At 41.2% G+C, this 25299-nt stretch carries 26 protein-coding genes; all 26 read right to left on the bottom strand.

The window, feature by feature from the left end:
• Positions 1-32: 32 nt before the first annotated feature.
• The 26 genes from fliE to smc all read right to left on the bottom strand — a co-directional run bounded on the left by fliE (position 33) and on the right by smc (position 25212).
• Complete coding sequence (gene fliE, locus NSQ72_RS07785; protein WP_039178515.1) at positions 33-350, bottom strand: flagellar hook-basal body complex protein FliE; 318 nt, start codon at positions 348-350, stop codon at positions 33-35.
• Positions 351-361: 11 nt separating this feature from the next.
• Positions 362-814 (bottom strand): flagellar basal body rod protein FlgC, encoded by a 453-nt coding sequence (gene flgC / locus NSQ72_RS07780; RefSeq protein WP_024424179.1) that lies wholly within the window; start codon positions 812-814, stop codon positions 362-364.
• Positions 814-1203, bottom strand: coding sequence for a flagellar basal body rod protein FlgB (gene flgB / locus NSQ72_RS07775; RefSeq protein ID WP_039178512.1), 390 nt, complete (start codon positions 1201-1203; stop codon positions 814-816). The genes flgC and flgB overlap by 1 nt, the downstream gene beginning before the upstream one ends.
• 287 nt (positions 1204-1490) lie before the next feature.
• Positions 1491-2270 (bottom strand): GTP-sensing pleiotropic transcriptional regulator CodY, encoded by a 780-nt coding sequence (gene codY / locus NSQ72_RS07770; RefSeq protein ID WP_007499612.1) that lies wholly within the window; start codon positions 2268-2270, stop codon positions 1491-1493.
• Positions 2271-2304: 34 nt separating this feature from the next.
• On the bottom strand, positions 2305-3705 hold the full coding sequence (gene hslU / locus NSQ72_RS07765; protein WP_341083734.1) for an HslU--HslV peptidase ATPase subunit: 1401 nt from the start codon (positions 3703-3705) through the stop codon (positions 2305-2307).
• A gap of 16 nt (positions 3706-3721) precedes the next feature.
• The gene (gene hslV / locus NSQ72_RS07760) at positions 3722-4267 is read right to left on the bottom strand and encodes an ATP-dependent protease subunit HslV (protein WP_024424181.1); all 546 of its coding nucleotides are present in this window, start codon (positions 4265-4267) and stop codon (positions 3722-3724) included.
• Positions 4268-4281: 14 nt separating this feature from the next.
• Positions 4282-5199, bottom strand: coding sequence for a tyrosine recombinase XerC (gene xerC, locus NSQ72_RS07755; RefSeq protein WP_058837707.1), 918 nt, complete (start codon positions 5197-5199; stop codon positions 4282-4284).
• A gap of 62 nt (positions 5200-5261) precedes the next feature.
• The gene (gene trmFO, locus NSQ72_RS07750; protein ID WP_034317774.1) at positions 5262-6566 is read right to left on the bottom strand and encodes an FADH(2)-oxidizing methylenetetrahydrofolate--tRNA-(uracil(54)-C(5))-methyltransferase TrmFO; all 1305 of its coding nucleotides are present in this window, start codon (positions 6564-6566) and stop codon (positions 5262-5264) included.
• A 70-nt stretch (positions 6567-6636) separates the two neighbouring features.
• Positions 6637-8712, bottom strand: coding sequence for a type I DNA topoisomerase (topA, locus tag NSQ72_RS07745; RefSeq protein ID WP_058837708.1), 2076 nt, complete (start codon positions 8710-8712; stop codon positions 6637-6639).
• Between the two features lie 193 nt (positions 8713-8905).
• On the bottom strand, positions 8906-9808 hold the full coding sequence (gene dprA / locus NSQ72_RS07740) for a DNA-processing protein DprA (protein ID WP_341083732.1): 903 nt from the start codon (positions 9806-9808) through the stop codon (positions 8906-8908).
• Positions 9809-9871: 63 nt separating this feature from the next.
• A complete protein-coding gene (gene sucD / locus NSQ72_RS07735) occupies positions 9872-10774 on the bottom strand; it encodes a succinate--CoA ligase subunit alpha (RefSeq protein ID WP_007499624.1) in 903 nt (300 codons plus the stop codon).
• A gap of 22 nt (positions 10775-10796) precedes the next feature.
• Positions 10797-11957, bottom strand: coding sequence for an ADP-forming succinate--CoA ligase subunit beta (sucC, locus tag NSQ72_RS07730; protein ID WP_024426972.1), 1161 nt, complete (start codon positions 11955-11957; stop codon positions 10797-10799).
• Positions 11958-12133: 176 nt separating this feature from the next.
• Positions 12134-12409, bottom strand: coding sequence for a FlhB-like flagellar biosynthesis protein (locus NSQ72_RS07725; RefSeq protein WP_003211418.1), 276 nt, complete (start codon positions 12407-12409; stop codon positions 12134-12136).
• On the bottom strand, positions 12406-14145 hold the full coding sequence (locus tag NSQ72_RS07720) for a glycosyltransferase (protein WP_341083731.1): 1740 nt from the start codon (positions 14143-14145) through the stop codon (positions 12406-12408). The genes NSQ72_RS07725 and NSQ72_RS07720 overlap by 4 nt, the downstream gene beginning before the upstream one ends.
• A 26-nt stretch (positions 14146-14171) precedes the next feature.
• Positions 14172-14936 carry a ribonuclease HII gene (locus NSQ72_RS07715; RefSeq protein ID WP_126681801.1) on the bottom strand — a complete coding sequence of 255 codons (765 nt, stop codon included), beginning with the start codon at positions 14934-14936 and terminating at the stop codon, positions 14172-14174.
• 76 nt (positions 14937-15012) lie between these two features.
• Entirely contained in the window at positions 15013-15861 is an 849-nt protein-coding gene (gene ylqF / locus NSQ72_RS07710; protein ID WP_024424188.1) for a ribosome biogenesis GTPase YlqF, read from the bottom strand.
• A 90-nt stretch (positions 15862-15951) separates the two neighbouring features.
• Positions 15952-16299, bottom strand: a complete 348-nt coding sequence (gene rplS, locus NSQ72_RS07705) for a 50S ribosomal protein L19 (RefSeq protein WP_008354510.1) — start codon at positions 16297-16299, stop codon at positions 15952-15954.
• 137 nt (positions 16300-16436) lie between these two features.
• Entirely contained in the window at positions 16437-17171 is a 735-nt protein-coding gene (gene trmD, locus NSQ72_RS07700) for a tRNA (guanosine(37)-N1)-methyltransferase TrmD (RefSeq protein ID WP_212039814.1), read from the bottom strand.
• On the bottom strand, positions 17168-17692 hold the full coding sequence (gene rimM, locus NSQ72_RS07695) for a ribosome maturation factor RimM (RefSeq protein ID WP_126681800.1): 525 nt from the start codon (positions 17690-17692) through the stop codon (positions 17168-17170). The genes trmD and rimM overlap by 4 nt, the downstream gene beginning before the upstream one ends.
• Positions 17693-17700: 8 nt before the next feature.
• Positions 17701-18087: a YlqD family protein gene (locus NSQ72_RS07690; RefSeq protein WP_024424191.1), complete on the bottom strand. Its 387-nt coding sequence runs from the start codon at positions 18085-18087 to the stop codon at positions 17701-17703.
• A 103-nt stretch (positions 18088-18190) separates the two neighbouring features.
• Positions 18191-18436, bottom strand: coding sequence for a KH domain-containing protein (locus tag NSQ72_RS07685; protein WP_024424192.1), 246 nt, complete (start codon positions 18434-18436; stop codon positions 18191-18193).
• Positions 18436-18708 carry a 30S ribosomal protein S16 gene (gene rpsP / locus NSQ72_RS07680; RefSeq protein WP_008344841.1) on the bottom strand — a complete coding sequence of 91 codons (273 nt, stop codon included), beginning with the start codon at positions 18706-18708 and terminating at the stop codon, positions 18436-18438. The genes NSQ72_RS07685 and rpsP overlap by 1 nt, the downstream gene beginning before the upstream one ends.
• A 105-nt stretch (positions 18709-18813) precedes the next feature.
• On the bottom strand, positions 18814-20154 hold the full coding sequence (gene ffh / locus NSQ72_RS07675; protein ID WP_024426967.1) for a signal recognition particle protein: 1341 nt from the start codon (positions 20152-20154) through the stop codon (positions 18814-18816).
• Positions 20155-20167: 13 nt separating this feature from the next.
• Positions 20168-20500 carry a putative DNA-binding protein gene (locus tag NSQ72_RS07670; protein ID WP_012009935.1) on the bottom strand — a complete coding sequence of 111 codons (333 nt, stop codon included), beginning with the start codon at positions 20498-20500 and terminating at the stop codon, positions 20168-20170.
• 143 nt (positions 20501-20643) lie between these two features.
• Positions 20644-21630, bottom strand: coding sequence for a signal recognition particle-docking protein FtsY (ftsY, locus tag NSQ72_RS07665; RefSeq protein ID WP_024424194.1), 987 nt, complete (start codon positions 21628-21630; stop codon positions 20644-20646).
• 21 nt (positions 21631-21651) lie between these two features.
• Positions 21652-25212 (bottom strand): chromosome segregation protein SMC, encoded by a 3561-nt coding sequence (gene smc / locus NSQ72_RS07660; protein WP_341083724.1) that lies wholly within the window; start codon positions 25210-25212, stop codon positions 21652-21654.
• Positions 25213-25299: the final 87 nt, after the last annotated feature.

Below are 25299 nucleotides of genomic sequence, written 5' to 3'. Positions count from 1 at the left end.
CCATTCAGTCTTTTTTTGTCCACCAGCACCTCCTACATCTGCATTCTCATAATCTCTTGGTACGCTTCGACTGCTTTATTTCGAAACTCTGTCGCAGCTGTGAGTGTGACACTCGCTTTTTGTGAAGCAATCATGACTTCATCGAGATTGACATCTTTTCCTTGTGCAAGCGCATTTGTATACTGGTCTGATTTCAGCTGTGATTGATTTAATGCCTCAATGGAATTCTTCAGCACATCAGAGAAATTCGTTTGACTTTTAGGTGCAGCCGCCTGCAAGGACGATGCATTCGTCAATTCACTTGCTTGCTGAGCGGTTTGAAGCTGGAAAGGAGATATTGCATTAACCAATTCTTTTCACCTTACTTTCCTATTTCTAAAGCTTTCATCAGCATGCTTTTGTTCGCATTTAGAGCAGTCACGTTCGCTTCATATGATCTTGAGCTGCTGATGAGGTCGACCATTTCTTTTAATGGATCGACATTTGGTGTTTGAACATATCCATTTTCATTGGCATCGGGATTTGTAGGATCATATTGAAGGTTGAATGGAGTTTCGTCTTCTGTAATCTTTGTTACTTTGACGCCGTTTCCTAATTTGCCGCTCGAATTCATACTTGAGTTCAATATAGATGAAAATGATTCACCTGACGGCTGTAATGTGACAAGTTTACGTCTATAAGGCTCCCAGTTGCCATCAACCTGTTTAGCTCTTGTTGTATCCATATTTGCAAGGTTTGAGGATACAACGTCCATTCTGAGCCTCTGTGCCGTTAATGCTGAGGCCGAAGCGTTCACTCCTGAAAAAATCGACATCACTTACCTCCTGTCAAAACTGTTTTAAGAGAATTAAATTTCCCGCTCATTCTTTCCACCAAAGCATTATACTGAATTTGGTTTTTAGCGAGTTCACTCATCTCTTGATCAATATCGACATTATTTCCGTTTTCTTGATATGAAGTACGGTTGCTAGAAACAACTGAATAATTAGACCCTGTTTTTGAAAAATCAATGTGACCTTGGTATGTTTTTTTAGCATCTAATTTGTTCGATGCGTCATTTAGCATGTCATGGAATGCGACGTTTTTCGACTTGTAGTTCGGTGTGTCTATATTCGCGATATTATTGCTTATGACTTTTTGCTTAACATTCGCTCTACCCAAGGCATTCTCAAGGTTGCTTATCGTTCCAGAAAATATATCCAAAACCATATACCTCCAATCATATGTATTTCATTCCATTTAATCATGTCGAGATTTGTAAAACCATATGTTCATTGTAAGAAATAATAGGATTAAAGTCTATGATGTATATGTAAAAAAACTCGTAATATATATCTATTTTACGAATAGGTATAAAGGCCTAGATTCAAAGCACTACAGATTTGTAAGGGGTTTCTTGGAAAAAAGAGTGACATTTTTCGGACAAATCCTCATTTTTTCACATAAAAAAACCCTTTTCAGCATTTATTTCGGCTAAAAAGGGTTTTTGATTAATGAGATTTTAAATTTTCGAGTTCAATTAAAAATTTGTTGTTTAACACTTTGATGTACGTTCCCTTCATTCCAAGAGAACGAGATTCGATTACGCCTGCACTTTCTAACTTACGTAATGCGTTTACGATCACTGAACGAGTGATCCCTACACGGTCTGCAATTTTACTTGCGACAAGAAGACCTTCGTTTCCATCAAGCTCTTCAAAAATGTGCTCAATCGCTTCAAGCTCACTGTATGATAGAGAGCTAATCGCCATTTGGACAACCGCTTTACTTCTTGCTTCTTCTTCGATTTCCTCTGCTTTCTCGCGAAGAATCTCCATTCCAACAACTGTTGCCCCGTATTCAGCAAGAATTAAATCATCATCTGTGAATGTATCTTGTAAGCGGGACAGGATTAACGTACCTAAACGATCTCCTCCGCCGATAATTGGAACAATTGTTGTTAAACCTGATTGGAATAAGTCACGGTTCTCAATCGGGAAAGCTGTATATTCACTGTTAATATCAAGGTTTGAAGACGTTTCTGGGACATTGAATAGACTCTTTGTATATTCTTCAGGGAACTGACGATCTTCAAGCATTTTTTTCATACGTGCATTTTCGATCTGTTGATTAATGGAGTAACCAAGAAGCTTTCCCCTTCTGCTTAATACGAAAATGTTTGAATCAATGACATCTCTCAGTGTTTCTGCCATTTCTTTGAAATTAACTGGTTTCCCCGCTGCATCTTGCAGCATTGAGTTAATAATCCTTGTTTTTTGTAGTAACGCCATAATAATGATCCTCCTAGATTACTTTATTCATTTGTTAAAGTATAAATTGACTTAAATCTTTGTTATTTGCAATCTTTCCTAGCTTCTCTTCGACATACTGAGGGGTAATGGTCACTGTCTCCATCGTAATATCAGGCGCCTCAAATGAAAGCTCTTCAAGCAGCTTCTCAAGTATGGTATGAAGCCTTCTTGCACCGATGTTATCTGTCTCCTGATTGACATGATAAGCCACTTCGGCAATCTTATGAATAGCATCGTCAGAAAATTCAAGAGATATACCTTCTGTTTCAAGTAAAGCTTTATATTGCTTTAATAATGCATTATCTGGTTCCGTTAAGATTTTCACAAAGTCTTCTATACTTAATTTATCTAATTCTACACGAATTGGGAAGCGCCCCTGAAGCTCGGGAATCAAATCTGATGGCTTTGCCATATGAAATGCACCTGCTGCAACAAAAAGTACATGATCAGTTTTAACGGCACCATATTTCGTCATCACAGTTGAACCTTCTACAATCGGTAAAATATCACGCTGAACCCCTTCACGAGAAACATCTGCAGATGATGCACCGCCGCTTTTGGCGATTTTGTCGATTTCATCGATAAAAATAATTCCTTGCTGCTCTGCTTTGTAGACCGCTTCCTGACTGACTTCATCCATATCAATCAGTTTTGAAGCTTCCTCAGCCGTTAACGCCTTTCTTGCTTCTCTGACAGTCAGCTTTCTGCGTTTTTTCTTTTTAGGCATGAGATTGCCGAGCGCATCCTGCATGTTCATACCCATTTGCTCCATACCCGAGCCTTGAAGCATATCAAACATGGAAGGCTGCTGTTCTTCTACTTCGATCGTGACGTAATGATCTTCAAGTTCTCCCATCGCCAGCTGATGAGCAATTCGCTTTCTTGTCGATTCGAGTTCCACTTCTTCATTTGAATGATCTCGATCACGGTCATCTTCATCAGAACCGCCAAACAGCATCTCAAAAGGATTTTTCACAGACTGGCTTTTTTTCTTACCAGGAACAAGTAAATGAACAAGACGTTTATTTGCTTGTTTTTCTGCTTCTTCTTGAACATCTTTCATTTTTTCTTCTTTGACGAGTCTTATCGCTGTTTCAACTAAATCTCTCACCATGGACTCTACGTCACGTCCGACATAACCCACTTCAGTAAATTTCGTCGCTTCCACTTTAATAAAAGGCGCACCAGAAATTCGAGCAATTCTGCGGGCAATTTCTGTTTTCCCCACACCTGTAGGGCCAATCATTAAAATATTTTTAGGAACGACTTCATCCTTTAGCTTATCATTTAAAAGACTTCTTCTGTAACGGTTTCTTAAAGCCACCGCCACTGCTTTTTTCGCATCAAGCTGACCAATGATGTATTGATCAAGCTTTTCAACTATCTCTCTTGGGGTGAACGGCTTTTTCTCCATACGTCTCATGTCCTTTCTATTCAAGCTCTTCTAAAGTGATTTGATCGTTCGTGTAGACACAGATTTCTCCGGCCGTTTCAAGAGCGGCCTTTGCAATTTCTCTCGCTGAGAGATGATCGCCTGCATGGGTTTTGAGTGCTCTCCCGGCGCTAAGCGCATAGTTGCCGCCTGAGCCAATGGCCAAAATCCCATCATCTGGTTCGATGACCTCTCCAGTTCCAGAGACGAGCAGGATGCTCTCTTTGTTCATGACGATGAGCATGGCCTCAAGCTGCCTTAGCATCTTATCACTTCGCCATTCCTTCGCTAGTTCTACGGCTGCCCGCTTTAAGTTGCCACCATATTCTTCAAGCTTTGTTTCAAACTTTTCAAAGAGTGTAAACGCATCTGCTACTGAACCTGCAAAACCTGCAAGCACCTTGCCTCCGAAAAGACGGCGCACTTTTTTTGCTGTGTGTTTCATCACGACAGCCTGCCCGAAAGTAACTTGACCGTCGCCAGCCATTGCACTTTTTCCTTTATGTTGAACGGCAAAGATGGTTGTTGCATGAAATGATGACATGAAAAAACCTCCTTTTAGGATCGTTTAAAAGCCCTTGGGTGATGAGACATGTACGTGTTTCTTAAAGAATCTTTTGATACATGCGTGTACACCTGTGTAGATGATAAATTTGAATGACCGAGAAGTTCTTGAACACTTCTCAAATCCGCCCCCTCGTTTAAGAGATGCGTGGCAAAGGTGTGCCTTAACATGTGAGGATGGATATGTAATGTACCTGACGCCTTTTTCATTAATTCAGTGAGAATGAATCGAACACCTCGGTCTGTAAGAGGCGCCCCGCGCTGATTCAAAAACACATGTGCATCAGCGCGGTCTTTCCCCTTAGATTTCAGCTTCTGCCTTCCATCCTCTAAATAAGTAATGAGCGCTTCATGAGCATATGACCCGAAAGGAACATACCGCTGCTTGCTGCCTTTCCCATGAACAAGCACTGTATCCATCGATAAATCAAGATCAGATTCTTTTAATGAACATAACTCACTGACCCTCATACCTGTTGCATAAAGAAGTTCTAAAATGGCTTGATTTCTTTGCCCAAGCGGTGTGCTGACATCAGAAACTGTAAAAAGCTCTTTTAGTTCCTCCTCATACAAAAATGAAGGAATCCGCTTATCCTGTTTTGGTAAGCTAACGAGTAAAAAAGGATTTTCTTTCACAAGCTGTTCTCTTAATAAAAATTTATAAAAGCTGCGAAGCGCAGAGACTTTCTTACTAATCGTTCTTCTTGTCAGGCCTTTTTCATAAGCTTCTGTTAAATAAATTCTCGTATCTTGATAGGATACCTCTTCAAAACCGTCTATTCCTTGAATGTTCATAAATCTGACAAACTCTTCAATGGCTTCTGTATATCCTGAGATCGTTAAAGCTGAATAGTTTTTTTCAATTTGCAGATATTCAATGAATAAGTGGACAAGACGCTGTTTATTCGTCATTTTTACACCTCTTTAAGGCTTTTAAATGGTATCACATATCTTGCTTTCCGTGCAATGTTTTACTACAGAGATTTCGAAATAGTTTGAATAGTTTCGATTGCACGCTTAGCGTACTCTGCATAACGTTCTTGTTTGTTTTTAATTCGAACACCTAGATCTTTCAGCAAACCAAAATTCGCATTCATCGGCTGGAAGCTTTTCTTGTTTGTCGACGTGATGTAATAAGCCATACTGCCTATCGCCGTTTCCTCAGGAAGTGTCACAAGCTCTTCTCCTTTGACAAAACGAGCGGCGTTAATGCCTGCTACAAGTCCGGAAGCTGCAGACTCAACATACCCTTCAACGCCTGTCATTTGTCCGGCAAAGAATAGATCATCTCTATTTTTAAACTGATAAGTCGGTCTTAAAAGGCTTGGCGAGTTAATAAATGTATTACGGTGCATTACTCCGTAACGAACAATCTCTGCTTCTTCAAGGCCTGGAATCAAACGGAATACTTCCTTTTGATCGCCCCACTTTAGATGTGTCTGGAAGCCAACGATGTTATATAAAGTACCTGCTGCATCATCCTGTCTTAATTGAACAACAGCGTAAGGTCTTTTTCCTGTTTTCGGATCTTCCAGTCCTACTGGCTTCATCGGGCCAAACAGCATCGTTTTCTTTCCTCTTTTCGCCATGACTTCAATTGGCATGCAGCCTTCAAAGAAGATTTCTTTTTCAAATTCTTTTAATGGCACAGTTTCAGCAGAAATGAGCGCCTCATAAAAACGATCGAATTCTTCTTCTGTCATTGGACAGTTTAAATATGCGGCTTCTCCTTTGTCATAGCGTGATTTCAAGTACACCTTATCCATATCAATGCTATCTTTCTCTAGAATAGGTGCCGCTGCATCGTAGAAATAGAGATATTCTTCTCCTGTTAACGATTTTAATTCTTTTGAAAGTGCTTCTGATGTCAGCGGGCCAGTCGCGATAATTGTCGGACCTTCTGGAATGCTTTGCACTTCTTCTTGAAAAACCGTAACATTCGGATGATTTTTCACTCGATCTGTCACGTTTGCTGCAAATTCATGACGGTCTACTGCAAGCGCGCCGCCTGCAGGAACTGAGCTTTCATCTGCCGCTGCGATAATGGCTGAATCTAAATGACGCATTTCTTCCTTTAATACACCTACTGCATTCGTCAAAGCGTTCGCACGCAGTGAGTTGCTGCATACAAGCTCCGCAAATTTATCTGTGTGGTGAGCCGGCGTTTGTTTAACAGGTCTCATTTCATATAAATTGACTTTAATTCCTCGTTTAGCGATTTGCCATGCAGCTTCACTTCCAGCTAAACCGGCTCCGATCACATTTACAAATTGACTCATTGGACAACTCTCCTATTTCGTAAGTTCTGTTTGATGACATAAAAAAGCAGGTGAACAAGGTTGCTCACCGCTATTTTTGTTGTTCCTCTTTATAATCACAGTTCACACATTGAACTTGAACGCCTTTTTTCAGCTTTTTCTCTACAAGCATATTTTCGCATTTTGGACACTTTCTTTCAATTGGTTTGTCCCAAGAAACGAATTCACACTCTGGAAAACGATCACAGCCGTAAAAAATGCGGCGTTTCTTCGATTTTCGTTCAACAATGTTTCCTTCATGACATGACGGGCATTTGACACCGATATCTTTGACAATTGGTTTTGTGTTACGGCAGTCAGGAAAGTTCGAGCACGCCATGAACTTGCCGTATCTACCCATTTTGTACACCATCGGATGTCCGCACTCTTCACAATCAACACCTGCGTATTCCGGCTCAATCTCAACTTCTTGCATCTCTGCTTCAGCTTTTTCTACCCGTTTTGCAAAGTCTTGGTAGAAGCTGTCGATAATACGAACCCATTCAATCGTACCTTCTTCAACACTATCAAGTTCCTTTTCCATTTTCGCTGTAAATTCAACGTTAATGATTTCAGGAAAGAATTCGATGATTAAGTTGAGTACAATCTCTCCAAGCTCTGTCGGAGTAAATCGTTTATTATCAAGTGCGACATAACCGCGCTTTTGAATCGTATCTAATGTTGGTGCATACGTAGATGGACGGCCTATACCGAGCTCTTCAAGTGTTTTGACCAATCTTGCCTCTGTGTAGCGTGGAGGCGGCTGTGTGAAGTGCTGTTCAGGTTCGATATCTTTTGAAAGGACTGTATCCCCTTCTTTCAGATCAGGAAGCATTTTGTCCTTTTCCTCGAGCTGGTCGTCCTTCCCTTCTACATAAACCTTCATAAACCCAGGGAATTTCACTTTACTTCCATTCGCACGGAAAGTAAGACCATTATGATCAAGATCCACACTCATTGTATCAAGAACAGCCGGCGCCATTTGGCTTGCCACGAATCGTTCCCAAATCAATTTGTACAGGCGAAGCTGATCACGGCTTAGCACATGCTTGACATCAGCCGGTTTTCTTAACGTAGAAGTCGGACGGATGGCTTCGTGAGCATCTTGTGCGTTTTCATTCTTTTTAGCCGTTCGTTTTGTTGTATTTAAGAAATTCTTGCCGTACGTCTGATCAATAAAAGCAGATACTTCTTCAATCGCCGTATTTGAAATACGTGTTGAGTCCGTTCTCATATAAGTGATGAGACCGACTGTACCTTCTTTACCAAGATCAATTCCTTCATATAATTGCTGTGCAATCATCATCGTCTTTTTTGCACGGAAGTTTAATTTTCTTGCAGCCTCTTGCTGTAAAGTAGAAGTCGTAAACGGAACAGCTGGATTACGTTTCCGTTCTTTTTTCGTTACTTTCTCTACAGAGAATTTGTTTCCTTTTAATTTCGAAAGGATTTCTTTTACATCTTCTTTTGTTTTCAATGGATGTTTTTTGCCATTGAGGCCAAAGAAACTTGCTTCGAAGCTTTCTTTTCCTTTGAGGAATGTACCGTCAATTGTCCAGTATTCTTCTGGTTTAAATTCATTAATTTCATTCTCGCGATCAATAATGAGTCGGAGTGCAACTGATTGAACACGGCCAGCACTTAAGCCCTTTTTCACTTTCTTCCATAAAATCGGACTGATTTTATACCCAACGAGACGATCTAAAATTCGTCTTGCCTGCTGTGCATCAACTAAGTCCATATCGATCATACGAGGATGCTTAAAGGAATCTTTAATCGCATCTTTTGTAATCTCGTTAAAAACAACACGGCAGTCAGAAGAGAGGTCAAGGTCAAGGCTATGTGCTAAATGCCAAGCAATCGCTTCTCCCTCTCTATCGGGGTCAGCCGCAAGAAAGACTTTCTTTGCTTTTTTCGCCGCTGTTTTTAATTCCTTTAAAACTGGGCCTTTCCCGCGAATCGTAATATATCTCGGTTCGAAGTCATGCTCAGTGTCAACACCGAGCTGACTTTTCGGTAAATCCCTTACGTGTCCCATTGAAGCCTTTACTTTATACTTTTTTCCTAAATAACGCTCAATCGTTTTCGCCTTTGCTGGCGACTCAACGATGACTAAATAATCAGCCATACTCAAAATCCCCCTTAAGAGGTGTTCTCTCTTTATACATTTCACAATTCATATTTATGTTAATTGCACCTATCTAACAGGCAATCGTTAAAAATTCTTTATGATGAACATCATTATAAACACGAAAAACAAAGTGTAAACTTAAATCCTCACTATTATTAAATATTCCGATGTCTTTTGTCAAACGATATTTTTATGAGAGTTCAGTATATTGAACGCTGCGGAAGGAGAATTCCTCTAAAATATCCTTTGTAGAATGAACAAGCTTTGCTCCCTGCTGAATGAGTCTTGCCGGCCCTGTGGAATTAGGATCAAAGATGGATCCGGCAACCGCAAATACTTCTTTTCCTTGCTCAAGTGCTTGATAGGCTGTAATAAGAGAACCGCTCTTTTCTTTGCACTGAATGACAATGGTTCCTCTCGTCAACGCACTAATTAAACGATTTCTCATTGGAAAATGCCACTTTTCTGGTTTGACATAAGGCGGATGCTCTGACAAAAGCAAATGATGCTCGCCCATGTATTGAGCCATTTGCGCATGCTCTTTTGGGTATAAATGCTGAAAGCCGCCGGCTATAATGCCGATCGTTTTCCCTTTTTTCCTGATGCACTCTTTATGTGCAAGTCCATCGATTCCTTTAGCTAGCCCACTAACAATCATCCACTCTTCTTTGACAAGGTCACCAACAATTTTTTTCACACATGCTTCTCCATAAGATGATGGAAGTCGCGTGCCGACTACACCTAAACTTTTTTCTTCATTTAAATATGATACGTTTCCTTTTAGGAATAACACAGGGGGAGGATCATAAATATTTTTTAGAGTGCTTGGATATAAGGGTGATGTGATGGGAATCATGTGAATGTTTTGCTTTAAATAGGCTTGAACGATGTGTTGAAAAATGGGGAATTCATTTTCTTCAGCTTGTTTTAAGCTGGTAAAGTCGATCGTTTGTAATGCTCGATCCTGTTTAAAATGATGTGTTTCTTCATTTATATATAGCTCAGGATCGACTTTCCACCATTTTGTAAGTAATGAGGGTGAGATGAGGCCTTTTAAGCGGTGAAAAATCATTCTTTCGGACACGTTGTACATACCATTCCTCCAGTTTAAGATAGAAAGAAGAAGACTTGTCAAAGAACAAGTCTTCTTGTGTCATTAATGCGTTTTACAAGCTTCGAAGAGATTCTTCTCTTTTAATACTTTAATCAACGTTTCTCCCATGACAGATGGTGTTTCTGCCACTTCAATTCCACATTCACGCATTGTTTTTACCTTTTCATCAGCTGTTCCTTTACCACCAGAAATAATGGCACCAGCATGTCCCATACGTTTTCCTGGAGGCGCCGTTTTACCGCCAATAAAGCCTACGACTGGTTTAGTCATATTTGCTTTTACCCATTCAGCTGCTTCTTCTTCAGCCGTACCACCGATTTCACCGATCATAATCACAGCATGCGTTTCAGGATCTTCATTGAATGCTTTTAACACATCAATAAAGTTTGTCCCATTTACCGGGTCCCCCCCGATTCCTACAGCTGTCGATTGACCAACGCCAGCTTCTGAAAGCTGATGTACCGCTTCATATGTAAGCGTTCCAGAACGAGAAACAACACCCACATGACCTTTTTTATGAATGTAGCCAGGCATGATACCAATTTTACATTCTTCAGGTGTGATGACACCTGGGCAGTTTGGTCCAACAAGTCTTGTTTTCTTACCTTCCATGTAACGCTTCACTTTGACCATGTCCAGAACTGGAATATGTTCTGTGATACAAATGACGAGATCGACTTCTGCGTCAACAGCCTCTAAAATGGCATCTGCCGCAAATGGTGCTGGTACATAGATAACAGAAGCGTTCGCTCCAGTTGTCTGAACTGCTTCAGATACAGTATTAAATACAGGAACTCCTTCTACTTCAGTTCCACCTTTTCCAGGTGTGACACCGCCAACAATATTTGTTCCGTACTCAATCATTTGTTTTGTATGGAACAATGCGGTTGAACCGGTAATCCCCTGAACAATTACTCTCGTATTTTTATTAATAAATACACTCATTTAGGTTCCCTGCCTTTCTGCTCTACTTGACTAAAGATACAATCTTTTCTGCCCCGTCAGCCATAGACTCAGCAGAAGTGATATTTAAGCCTGAATCACTCAGGATTTTCTTCCCTAATTCAACGTTTGTTCCTTCCAGACGTACAACAAGTGGTAATGTTAAGCCGACTTGTTTCGTCGCTTCAACAACACCTTCTGCAATGACATCACATTTCATGATGCCACCAAAAATGTTCACGAAAATCCCTTTTACATTTTGATCAGATAAGATGATTTTAAATGCTTCCGTTACTTTTTCAGCTGTTGCACCGCCGCCAACATCTAGGAAGTTTGCAGGGTCCCCGCCGTAATGCTTGATGATATCCATTGTAGACATCGCAAGACCTGCTCCATTGACCATACAGCCAATATTTCCATCTAGAGAAATGTAGCTTAAGTCATATTTAGATGCTTCAATTTCTTTTGGATCCTCTTCATCAAGGTCACGGTATTCTAATATATCTTTTTGTCTATATAAGGCATTGCTATCAAAGTTTAATTTTGCATCAAGTGCCATGACTTTTCCATCGCCTGTTACAACCAGTGGATTAATCTCAGCAATTGAACAATCTTTTTCAATAAACGCATTGTAAAGGCTTGTCATAAACTTAACAGCTTGGCCAACTAATTTTGTTGGAATATTAATTTTAAATGCTACTTCTCTCGCCTGATAGCCTTGCAGGCCAATCGCTGGGTCGATGACAACTTTCACGATTTTTTCTGGCGTTTTTTCTGCTACTTCTTCAATTTCAGTACCGCCTTCTTCAGATGCCATCAATACAATTCTTGATGTCGCTCTGTCCAAAACTAGTCCAACATAGTATTCCTTTTGAATATCGCAGCCTTCTTCAATAAGTAAGCGTTTTATTTCGCGCCCTTCAGGCCCTGTTTGATGTGTGACAAGTGTCTTGCCGAGCAATTCCTCTGCAAACCCTTTCACTTCATCTTTCGTTTTTGCAATTTTTACCCCGCCTGCTTTACCACGTCCGCCTGCATGAATCTGTGCTTTTACGACATATACAGAGCTCCCTAGCTCTTCTGATGCTTTCACTGCTTCATCAGGTGTAAATGCTACTTTACCATTTGGAACTGAAACCCCATATTTTCTTAGGATTTCTTTTCCTTGGTACTCATGGATATTCATTTCCCATCCTCCCAACATATGTAGAAACAAAAATTATAAAATAGACTGCGCTTTCATTTTAAAGAATAAAAAAGAGAATGTCTAGGGTTCTATGTAAAATCGTAAAATCCTTCTAAACATTCAAACTTTTATTTTATTAAAAATATAAATTTTTCAGTCAAATCACTTATTTTACCTTATTTTTTCATTTTTTGATCTAACCTGTAGATAAACGAAAAAATTTCTGCTACAGTATCGTATAACGCTTCAGGGATTTCCTCATCTAACGTTAAGTGGCGCATGAGTTCGACTAAATTACGGTCTTCCTGGATAGGGACTCCCGACTTTTTTGCTTCTTCAATAATATGATCTGCCACATAGCCGCTGCCTGTTGCAACGACTTTTGGCGCCTTTTGTTTTTCTTCATCGTAATGCAGAGCGACCGCTCTTCTAAGCGGTTTTGAATCCTTCATACTCGTAAGTCCAGCCCTTTCTCGCTGATTTTATGAAAGTGTTCATCTAGAAATTGAGACGGATCTACTGGCTCTTGTCTCTTTTTTGCTGTAATTCCCGTTAAACTGTATCCTAGAGCATTTAAATTCTCCCGAACAGCCGGAATCATCGGATTAATGGTTCCTTGCAGTTCATGAGCTGTCTCGACAGTAATGGACATGACCTTTTGCTGAATCGTACAGTCTATTAAGGTTTCTTCAAGGTTTTCCATGTTTAAATAAAACATCAGGCGGCACTGAGAAATATCAATAGAGCCATCTTTTTTCTTATGTCCCTTTAGTATAAAGGTTAAATCTTGAACACTATGTTTTGAGAAAAGAGGATAGGAAACCATCATTTGACTGACGGTTTGGTTCTCCTGCTGCACAAATAACTGTCCATTCAATCTATGAAATAATTGATCCACTTCTTTTTTAACGTGCTCTGGTAAATCAGCCTGTCTCACATCATTTAAGGTAAGCTTTAATTGGTGCAGCTCCTGACTTTTGACATCCTGGCTGCCTTTTTCAAGCAGTTTCAGCATACCAATTTCATCACGCACACCGATTGCCTTTTTCATCGTCATTAGTAAATCGAGCACATCAGTTTTATTGCTTAATGTTGGTTCAGTCTGCTGCACCGCCTGAGCCAATGCTTTCGCCTCCGGTTTCGAAAGGAATGGGAACTCTTTTTGCACTACAGCTGCTTTTGCGTCAGGCTGAGTGCCTGCCTGCTGGAGTCCGTGCAGCAATGCTGTGAGCTGTTTTACGTTGGGTTCTTGCTGCCCATCTGCACCTTGTTTCATCAAGCTGGCCAGTATCCGCTCAATTTGCTGAAGCGGGATTTGCAGCTCTTTTGGACTTGTTGACTGCTGCTGCACGTTTGGCTGAAGAACTTGGGACGGCTGACGCTCTTGAACGATTGGGGCATGGCTATTTTCTTTTTGCTGAGACGGATTGAGCAGTGTCGTTACTGGTAAACTACCGCCTTGCTTCGCCTCGCCTTCTCTCGTTGCTATAAGGACTGATAAGAGCTTTTCTGCATGGACGGCTGTCTCTGCATCTACAACTGACCGAACGGCTTGTGTAAGGGTCTGTGTAGCATCTGTGTGCTTCGGAAGCTGTGTTAATTGATTTAGCAGCGCTGTTATATCCTGATGAAGAGCAGAGGATGATTTTACGGCTAAAATAGATTGAAGCACCCCTTGCTGGATTGGTAAATCTTTCTTTAAAGCAAAGAGGAGTGCTTGGAGCCCTTTCTTCACATCAGCTCCTTGAAGCTGTTCGATCCATTTCACTGCCGTTTTTAACTCTCCTTCGTTAATGACGGACTTTTCCTTTAAAAAAGCTGTAGCTGTCAGCATGTTTTCAAGCCCATTTTTCAGTGAAAGTCCTTCTAATAGTTTGGCTGCTGCATCCTTTAACGTCTTAGGATCTTGATCAAATTGCTGAACGGGTCTTAGTTTATTGAGGCTGCCGCCGCCCTCTTGTTCAAATTGGAACCAATAAAATGCGTCTGCTTTAAGCTGGGCCGCCAGCTGCGCTTTTATTTTCGTTGAGCCTATTTGAACAAGGGCGGTATCATCTCCAAGCATTTTTAGTACTTTACCGAGAATCAGCCGATGAACATTTTCCTTCCCTTCGGTGTTTAATGGAACAGATTCAGCCGTATTCAGCCGGCTATTCAGTGCTGTATGTATGTCCTCAACTCTTGTCATCACAGGCAGCCTCCTTAGATTAAAATTTATGATATAACAGATTTTACTGGCGCAAACGATAATCGGTGGATTGGGGCCGCACCATATGTTTGAATCGCAGCCAAGTGCTCTTTCGTTCCGTACCCTTTATGTTTTTCAAATTGATACTCAGGATACTTACGCCCATACTCTTCCATCATCTGATCCCTTGTCACCTTCGCAATACATGCACCTGCTGCAATGGATGCACTTTTTGCATCTCCTTTGATGATATTCTCTTGGTGAGTTGAAAGCGGGAGTGTCATGGCATCTATGAGTAGATAATCTGGTGTATGAGTTAACTGTTCCACAGCTCTCACCATCGCCAGTCTTGATGCTTCGTAAATATTGATTTCGTCAATCGTAGCCGCATCAACAATGCCGATTCCGATATCAAGTGCTTCTTTTTGAATTAAATCATAATAAGCCAATCTTTTTTTCTCAGATAATTGCTTTGAGTCGTTTAAACCGAGCAGGACTGTATCTTCCTTTAATATGACGGCTGCTGCCACAACTGGGCCGGCGAGCGGTCCTCTTCCTGCTTCATCTATTCCAGCAATACATGTGTATCCCTGCGCCTTTGCTTTGTTTTCAAATTGCAGCATGTCATCCCATGCCACGCGAAGTGCTTGCTGCTTTTCTCTCTCTTTGTGCCACTTTTCTATGAGTTTTTGGACACTTTTTCTCGTATCACCTTTTACAAGCTCACGAATGTATGACTCATCGCCTGCATGCTTTTCTATTAGTTCTTTTATTTGTTTCACCGTGTACATAGGCTTTTTCGCAGCCTCCTTCTTTATATCGGCAGTTTTTCGCAAAAAATAAAGACCCGCATGAGCTGCGTGTCTTTTAGCTTTCAGGCTTCTCAAAAGTGAGGGGACCAAATTTTTCTGTTCGAATATCCCGAATAATGATTTCGGTGGTTTTGTCATAGTTTATGAATCCCCCGCTCATTAGACAGCCGCGCTTAGTGCCAATTGCATCAAACAGCTCAACCGTATCTTCAGGTATCTCCGCTAGGTCATAGCGTTTTTTTAATCGCTCTGGGTAGTTCTCTTCTAGAAAACGAAGTGCATACACAGCGACATCCTGTAAGTTGATGATCGAATCTTTGATCGCTCCGGTCACCGCAAGTCTGAGTCCTACTTGCTCATCTTCAAACTTCGGCCAGAGGATTCCAGGGGTATCGAGCAGCTCTAGTTCTTTCCCTACCTTTACCCATTGCTGTGATGTCGTAATACCAGGACGGTCTCCTGTTTTGGCAATGTTCTTTTTCGCTAAACGATTGATTAAGGTCGATTTTCCGACGTTGGGAATCCCGATAATCAGTGCTCGAATGGCACGTGGTTTGACGCCTTTCGCTTTCATGCGGTCGAACTTTTCTTTTAAAATTTCTTTTGAAGTTGTGATGATCTGATTTAACCCTTGTCCATCGACAGAGTTAATAGCCAGTGACCGAACGCCTTGCTGCTCAAAATGCGCCTGCCACTCCTTTGTCATACGAGGATCTGCTTTATCAGCTTTGTTTAATAGCATGATTTTGGGTTTATTTTGAAGGATTTCTTCGATCATTGGGTTTCTAGAGGACATCGGAATTCTTGCATCGGTTAATTCAAATACGATGTCGATGAGCTTTAATTTTTCTGTGACTTCACGTCTTGCTTTTGCCATATGGCCTGGAAACCATTGAATCGTCATATGTGCACCTTCTCTCTTCTACCTGTTATCTTTATACATTGTACAAAAAAAGAGCCTGTTACAGGTAACAAGCTCTTTCCTTTGATATCATTATCGTCTGATTTCTTTGATACGAGCCGCTTTACCGCGAAGTTCACGTAGGTAGTAAAGTTTCGCACGACGTACCTTACCGTGACGTACAACTTCGATCTTAGCGATTTTTGGTGTGTGTACAGGGAATGTACGCTCAACGCCTACACCGTAAGAGATCTTACGAACTGTGAAAGTTTCGCTGATTCCACCACCACGACGCTTAATTACAACACCTTCAAAGATCTGGATACGCTCACGAGTACCCTCGACAACTTTAACGTGTACACGTAAAGTGTCACCAGGACGGAACGCAGGAAGATCAGTGCGTAATTGTTCTTTTGTGATTTCTTCAATCAAATGTTGCATCGTTTTCAACTCCTTCCAACAGATGCTCATGTCCTCTTTCTTCATTGCAGCGGAACATCGTTTTCAAACTTGGATCAGCAAGCCGTCCAAGTCACAAGTAGTATCATACCATACCTCTATGCCGTGTGCAATACAATCTAGTCATTATGAAGCTGCCAAAGCCATCTTTTTTCTTCACTCGTTAACGTTTTGCAAGAATCGATCAAATCTGGCCGTCTTGTATAAGTTCGCTTCAATGATTCTTTGCGCCGCCACTCTTCTATTTTGGCATGATTTCCAGAGAGGAGCACATCCGGCACTTTTAGTCCTTTATAATCCGCTGGCCTTGTATAGTGCGGGTGCTCAAGCAGACCTGTACTGAATGAATCTTCGATGTGAGATGCTTCTTTTCCAAGCACATGAGGCAAAAGCCTGACCACACTGTCTGCAATCATCATCGCTGGCAGCTCTCCGCCTGTGAGGACGAAATCTCCGATTGAAATCTCATCTGTGACAAGATGCTCCCTGATGCGCTCATCGTAGCCTTCATAGTGGCCGCAAATGAACATAAGATGCTCTTCTTTTGCAAGTTCTTCTGCCTTTTTTTGTGTATATCTTTCCCCTTGAGGACAGACAAGAATAACTCGGGGCTTCGTGCTTGCTTTCTTCGTTAAATCTTCTACCGCATCAAATACGGGCTGTGCTTTCAGTACCATACCAGCACCGCCGCCATACGGATAGTCATCCACTGTTTTATGCTTATGATCCGAATACTCTCTAAAATTGACAACATGAAATGAAACAGCTTCTTTCTCCTGTGCTTTTTTTAAGATCGATGAGTGAAGCACACCTTCGAACATTTCAGGAAAAAGGGTTAAAAAGTCGATTTTCATTCGTCAATGAGTCCTTCCATCATTTCAATGCGAACAGTTTTGGATGAGATATCAATGTTTTTGACGACAGATGGAATATATGGAATGAGGGCATCTTTTTTGCCTTTTCTTCCAACCACCCACACATCATTTGCCCCTGGCGTAAGGATTTCTTTGATTTGGCCGATCAGCTTGTCCTCTTCATCGTATACTTCACAGCCAATGATTTGGTGAAAATAAAATTCTCCTTCGTCTAATGACCCAAGATGTTCTTTTTCTACCTTTAAGATTGACTCTTTCAGAAGCTCTGCTTCATTTAATGAGTTGATTTCTTCAAATGTGAGTAAATCAAACTGTTTGTGCTGGCGGTGTGCTGCGACAGTCACTTTCAGCGGCTCTTTTTGACCTTGTTTAAAAATATAGAGCACGCTTCCCTTTTTGTAACGCTCTTCTGGGAAATCCGTCTTTGACACGACGCGTACTTCTCCGCGCACTCCGTGTGTATTGACGATCTTTCCAACATTCAACCATTCTAGCTCCATGTTCTCAATCACCCCTGACGTATTTCCACAATGGTGCCGTCTTTCACGACGATGACATTATCTTGCATTTTGTCATCCCATTTATCACCTATTTTTACTTCAACCAGTGCATCCACTTCTGTTTCTTTCATTTCACTTCCAAGCGGCAAAATATGAAGCTGCTCTACTTGAAAATCAATCTGCCTGATCTTCTCTTGCCTTTTATCGATCGCTTTTTGAAATTGAGGGATGGCTTCTTGCTGATGTGGTTCTTTTTCATGTTTTTTTAGTTGAAAATATAATTGATTGCATTCACGTTCTAGTCTTTCTTTTTTCTCCAAAAAAGTCGTTAACAGTTTGTCCTTACTGCTTTCAGTTAATACTTGCATCACGGTGACATGTTGAATGATCTGCATCTTCCTTTTTGTCCCCCTATCCGAAGGCATTTGTCCTCTACAGTATAACGAAAAATAGATTTAAACGTGTAAAAAAAGGGGAGGTCCTAAGCCCTCTCCCTTTTTAGTCAGCAATCTCAAGTTGAACTTTCTTAGAAGACTCTGCACTTGCTGCAAAAATGACTGTTCGTATCGCTTTTGCTGTACGTCCCTGCTTTCCGATCACTTTTCCGGTATCTTCAGCATTGACAGACAGTGTGTAAATCACCTGCTCATCTTTTTCTAATGAAGATACGTGAATATCTTCAGGGAAATCAACAAGTGGCTCGACGATGGACACAATCAATTCTTCCAAGGACAGCTCATTCATTATTTGCTGTTTTTCGCATTATGAAATTTTTCAAGAATTCCTTGGCTTGAGAAAAGGTTGCGAACTGTATCAGATGGTTTCGCACCATTTTGAAGCCATTTAAGCGCTAATTCTTCGTTGATTTTCACCTCAGCTGGTGATACCACTGGGTTGTAAGTTCCAACTGTTTCGATGAAACGACCGTCACGTGGTGAACGAGAATCTGCTACAACAATACGATAGAAAGGAGATTTTTTTGCTCCCATACGTTTTAAACGAATTTTTACTGCCATTTTACTAGCACCTCCGAAAATATTTCAACAAGATAGTATATTAACAATGATAAAAGGGTTTGTAAAGTGTTTTTTCTTAACAACGGTTTTATCATGTATAACCAATTACATAAATGGTAATTTAAAGCCCTTTTTCTTTCCTTTGGACATGTTGGTCATTTGCTTCATCATCTTTTTCATTTCATCAAATTGCTTTAAAAGGCGATTGACTTCCTGTACAGATGTTCCGCTTCCTTTTGCAATCCGTTTTCTTCGGCTTGCATTGATGACCTCTGGCTGTTCTTTTTCCTGAGTCGTCATTGATTTAATGATCGCTTCGATGTGATTGAGCTGCTTTTCGTCCACTTGGACGTTTTTGAGCCCTTTCATTTTACCGGCTCCCGGCATCATTTGGATCAGTTCATCAAGAGGACCCATATTGCGAACTTGGCCAAGCTGCTCGAGGAAATCATCGAGCGTGAAGCTCATTGTCCGCATTTTTTGCTCAAGCTCTTTCGCTTTATCTTGGTCGACGTTTGCCTGTGCTTTTTCAATCAGCGTGAGCACATCTCCCATGCCAAGAATTCTTGATGCCATCCGCTCCGGATGGAATGGTTCAATCGCATCAAGCTTTTCTCCTAGTGCAGCGAATTTAATCGGCGTATTGGTGACAGCTCGAATAGAAAGGGCTGCACCGCCTCTTGTATCACCGTCTAGTTTTGTGAGAACAACACCTGTTAAACCAAGCTGTTCATTAAAGCTTTTTGCGACATTGACAGCATCTTGACCAGTCATAGAGTCAACAACTAGGAAAATTTCTTCTGGATTCGCTACTTCTTTTACTTTTTGAAGTTCATCCATTAATTCTTCATCGATATGAAGACGTCCTGCTGTATCTAAAATGACATAATCATGGTGTTCTTCTTTCGCTTTTTCAATTGCCTGTTTGGCAATTTCGACAGGGCTGACTTGATCACCTAATGAAAACACCGGCATATCAAGCTGTTTCCCAAGCGTTTGAAGCTGCTGGATCGCTGCTGGTCTATAAATATCAGCAGCCACCATCATCGGCTTGCGATTATGTTTTTTGCGAAGTAAATTGGCAAGCTTCCCAGTTGTGGTTGTTTTACCTGCCCCTTGAAGACCGACCATCATAATGACTGTTGGAGATTTTTTCGCTACAGCGATCTTACTCTCTTCTCCGCCCATTAATTCAGTGAGTTCTTCTTTTACAACTTTAATGACCTGTTGTCCAGGGGTAAGGCTTTTCATGACCTCTTGTCCAACTGCCCGCTCACTTACTTTTTTCACAAAGTCTTTGACTACTTTAAAATTGACGTCAGCTTCAAGAAGGGCAAGGCGTACCTCGCGCATCATTTCTTTTACATCTTGCTCTGACACTTTTCCTTTGCCGCGGATTTTTGAAATCGTCTGCTGCAGTCGGTCGGCTAATCCTTCAAATGCCATACTGTGCCGCCTCCTAATCTAATTTCTCAAGCGATTCAATTAAAGCTTCTGCTTCTTCCGTTTGCGCAGAATCAGCTACAAGCTCTCTCATTTTTTTGAGAAGTTCTTTACGCTCTTTAAATTTCTTAAACAAGAGCAGCTTTTCTTCATATTGTTCAAGCATCGCTTCAGTCCGTTTAATATTATCATAAACAGCCTGCCTTGATACTTCATATTCATCCGCAATTTCACCGAGGGAAAAATCGTCTAGGTAGTAAAGCGACATGTAGCTCTTTTGCTTTGCGGTCAACAACGATTGATAGAAGTCAAACAAGTAATTCATTCTCGTTGTTTTTTCAAGCGTCATGGGCTCTCTCCCCTTTGTTAAGTTCATTCCCTTTACATCAACTAAGTTTACACGGTTCTCTGCTGTGTGTCAAGTTTTTATCTTGTCACTTCATGAAGCTACGTATAAATAAAAATGCCAGCAGTTTTGCCGGCATTTTTTTGTTAGTCTTGTTGATCAATTACGTCTGAGAATAATCCATACACATACGATTCTGCATCAAACTCTTGCAGATCGTCCACCTTTTCACCTAAACCGACAAGCTTTACTGGGATGTTCAGCTCATTTCGAATCGCAAGAACAATTCCGCCTTTTGCAGTACCGTCAAGCTTTGTTAAAGCAATCCCTGTCACATTTGTCGCTTTAGAAAATTCCTTGGCTTGTGCCATGGCATTTTGACCTGTTGTCGCATCAAGAGCGAGCAATACTTCATGAGGTGCATCTGGAACCTCGCGCTCAATAACTCTCTTGACTTTCTCCAGCTCTTTCATCAAGTTGACTTTGTTTTGAAGTCTTCCTGCTGTATCGCAGATGAGGACATCTGCATTTTTCGCTTTTGCTGATTGAACGGCATCATAGATCACCGCTGCTGGATCAGAGCCTGCTGTTTGTTTGACGACAGGAACACCTGAACGCTCTCCCCAAACTTCAAGCTGCTCGATCGCACCGGCACGGAACGTATCACCTGCTGCTAAAATGACGGATTTCCCTTCATTTTTCAGCTTGTTTGCAAGCTTACCGATAGTCGTTGTTTTCCCAACACCGTTGACGCCTACAAACAAAATGATATTCAAACGCCCGTCTTCAATGTTCAGCGCAGAAATTTGTTCCTCTCCGCTATTGTAGATGTCAACCAGTTTTTCAGAAATCACCGCTTGTACTTCACTTGGGTCTTGAATGTTTCTTAATTTCACTTCTTTTTTCAGCTCATCAATCAGTTCCATCACAGTTGTGAAACCAACATCAGCGCCGATCAGAACCTCTTCGAGCTCTTCAAAAAAGTCTTCATCGACTTTGCGGTAGCGAGAAATCAGTTCATTTACTTTTCCCTGGAAGGAGTTTCTCGTTTTTTCGAGTCCATCTTTAAACTTTTCTGATACTGAATCGGTTTGCTGCGTAAATTTTTCTTTTAATTTCTTAAAAAAGCTCATTGGTTCAAAAACCTCCTTTAATTACTGGACAAGCTCTTTCGTTTCTTCTAGTTTGACAGATACAAGCTTAGAAACACCTGATTCCTGCATGGTCACACCGTAGAGCACATCGGCTTCTTCCATTGTTCCCTTGCGGTGCGTAATGACAATGAACTGTGTTTCCTCGCTGTATTTCTTTAAATATTGCGCAAAACGGAAAACATTTGCTTCATCAAGCGCCGCTTCTACCTCATCTAATACGCAGAATGGAACAGGTCTCACTTTTAAAATAGAGAATAGTAAAGCGATCGCTGTTAAGGCTCTCTCCCCGCCTGAAAGCAGGCTTAAGTTTTGCAGTTTTTTCCCTGGCGGCTGCGCGACAATATCAACGCCAGAGTTGAGCAAATCATTTGGATCTGTCAGCTTAAGATCAGCTCTTCCGCCGCCAAATAATGCTTGGAATACAGATTCAAAGTGCCCGCGAATTTGAGAGAATGTCTCAGAGAAGCGCTTTGTCATCTCTTGATCCATTTCTTCGATGACTTGGAATAATGTATTTTTCGCTTCTGTCAGATCATTTCGCTGCTCTGTTAAGAAGAGATAGCGTTCATTGACACGTTCATACTCGTCAATGCTGCCTAAGTTTACTGTTCCAAGCTCTTCAATCGCTAGTTTGATCAGCTTCACTCGTTTTCTCGCTTCATCTGGCGATAACGTCAACTGATACATCTCTTTTGCTCCTTCAAACGAAAGAGCATATTCATCGTTCAAATAAGCAATCAGGTTATCGAGCTCGACTTCCATACGGCCTAGCTTAATCTCTTCATCTTTTAAGCTTGTAGTGAGCTGCTTGTATAAACGCTTTTGTTCTTTAAGTTCACGTTCAGCGAATTCTAATGTTTCAGAAAGAGCAAGACGCTGCTTACGCCGCTCTGAAATGAGTGCGGTTGTTTTGTTTTTGTTTTCCAGCTTCTCTTTCGCCGCTTCTTCCAGTTGTTCGGCTCCGCTTGAACTAGATGACATTTCACTTGTTAAGAGTGACAGATCTTCTTTTGTTTCCATCAGCGTCTGTTCAGCCTCTTCTAATTCAGCCATTAAGCTCGAAAGCTTTTCTTGTTCATTGGCTAAGGACTGATCTTTTTTCGCAAGCGAGATTTTCAGCTCTGTTAATTCGGCAGAAATGGTTTCTTTCGTTGAGCTTTGCGTCTGCTTACGCTTTGTTAATGTATTGATCTCTTGGTCAAGAGCCGTCAATTTTTCACCTATAGAGGCTTCAAGAGTAACCTGCTTTTTGTCCTTATCCGCAAGTTCAGTAGAACGCTGCTGCAATTCTTCTTTTTCTTGATCATAGAGTTCAAGATGAGCATTGATATTTTTTTCTGCAACTTGCAGTTCGTATAGCTTTCCTTTGAGTTCTTGCTGCTTTTCGCGAAGCGTTTCGCCGCGCTGGCGCAGTTCGTTTAATTGGCTTTCGTTTGCTCCGATCAATTGTTTCGTTTCTTTTGTTTCTTTTTCAAGGATCGTTGTTTTCTCTTCCATTTCAACGAGCTGCTTTGTTAACGTTTCGATCTCCCGGTTTCTTGAAAGAAGAGAGTTGTTCTTTTTCTTTACGCCGCCACCGGTCATTGAACCGCCGGGGTTTACGACATCACCATCAAGGGTCACGATACGGTAACGATGTCCAAGCATTTTTGCCAATTCATTGGCGCCTTTTAAGTTTCTAACGATCAGCACAGTTCCAAGTAAATTCTGAATCACCTTTTTATACTTTTCGTCAAAGGAAACGAGGTGACTCGCTACACCGATAAATGCAGCGTGCTGCTCTGCTGTTTGGACATCTCTGAGCTGAATGGTTCTTTCTTTGATGACGTTCATTGGCAGGAAGGTTGCACGTCCAAAGGAATGCTGCTTTAAGTATCCAATCGCTTGTCTCGCAGCAGCTTCATTTTCTGTGACGACGTGCTGCGTGGCTGCACCTAGCGCAATTTCAATCGCTGTCTCATACTGCTGATCCGTTTGAATCAGCTCTGCAATAGCACCGTGAATACCGCCTAACCGTTCTTTTGCCTTTAAGACCTCTTTCACTCCTTGGAAAAAGCCTGAGAAGTCTTCCTGCATGGATTCAAGCATCTCTTTTTTGGATTTTGCCTGCTGTACGTATTGATAGGCTTGGTAAAGAGCCGTTTCTTTTTTCTCGTATTGACGTTTCATTTGCTCAAGCTTTTGTTCTGCTTCTCTAAAACGTTTGACTTGTGCCAGAATGTCTTCTTCCAGTGCTGAAAGCTGCTGCTCAGCCTCTGTTTTCTTTTCTTTAACAGACACTCGTTCTTCGATATGTTTTTGGTTATTTTGCGTCAGCCGCTCTAGCTGCATCGCCGCTTGTCGCTGCTGTTCTTCTAATAATTTACGTTCATTTCGGATGGAAGCCTGTTCATTGAGCAGATCAAAATAATCACTTTTCAGCTGTTCAATTTGACCTTCCACATCTTCGCTATGAAGCGACAGTTGATGCTGCTTTGTTTTCACTTCATCTTTTAGCTGCTGCACTTCTTTTTGCAGGCTGTCACGCGTGATTTTCTGCTGCTCAATCTTTTCGGTTAGCAGCGCCTGCTTTTCAGTTAAGCGAACGAGCGTTTCTTCAAGCTGGCCTTGGTTTGCGGCAGCATTTTTTTTTCGTTCTTTTAGCACTTCTTTTTTTCCTTCAAGTTTTTCTAACTCTTCACTTGTGAAAAGAAGAACTTCTTGCAGGTCATTAATTGATTCGTCAAGCGCTTGAATGCGGTCTCTCGACTCTTCAATTTTGGCTTCTTTTGCTTGGATATCTGTAGACTGCTTCATTTCATCTTGTTTGAAGCGCTCGACTGCTTCACCAAGTGTTGTCCATTTTTCATGAAGTGCTTCGATGTCATGGACAGTGAGGGCGATTTCGACATTTTCAAGCTCTTCTTTTTTTTGCAAATAGTCTTTTGCAATAGAGGCTTGCATTCTTAATGGTTCTACTTGATCTTCTAGTTCATGCAGAATATCTTCTACTCGGTTTAAGTTGTCCTGCGTTTCAAACAGTTTATTCTCGGCTTTTTTCTTTCTTGTTTTATATTTCAAAACACCAGCCGCTTCTTCAAAGATGCTTCTTCTCTCTTCTGCCTTACTTGATAGAATTTCTTCTACCTTTCCTTGGCTGATGATTGAAAAAGCTTCCTTTCCAAGACCTGAATCCATGAAAAGATCAATAATATCCTTTAAGCGGACAGATTGATTGTTGATGAGAAATTCACTTTCGCCTGACCGATAAACCCTTCTTGTCACACTGACTTCGTGAAAATCGATCGGTAAAAAGTGGTCTTCATTATCTAATGTTAAAGTCACTTCTGCTAGATTGACTCTTTTCCTTGAGTCACTTCCTGCAAAAATGATGTCTTCCATTTTTCCTCCGCGGAGGCTTTTCGCTGATTGTTCTCCAAGTACCCAGCGGATGGCATCGGTAATATTGCTTTTGCCGCTTCCGTTTGGTCCAACAACAGCTGTGACCCCTTTGACAAAGTCCACGGTCACTCGCTGTGCAAATGATTTGAATCCTATCACGTCTAAACGTTTGAGGAACATGAGAGTGATCCTCCTTATGTATTTAAAGTACTATCATCTTACCATATGAAGTGAAAAAAGATGATGGAAAACAGAGTGAAATCCCCC

The organism is Bacillus sp. FSL R5-0659 (assembly GCF_038008785.1).
GTDB lineage: Bacteria > Bacillota > Bacilli > Bacillales > Bacillaceae > Bacillus > Bacillus safensis.
This window is presented reverse-complemented; position numbering and strand designations above follow the sequence as displayed.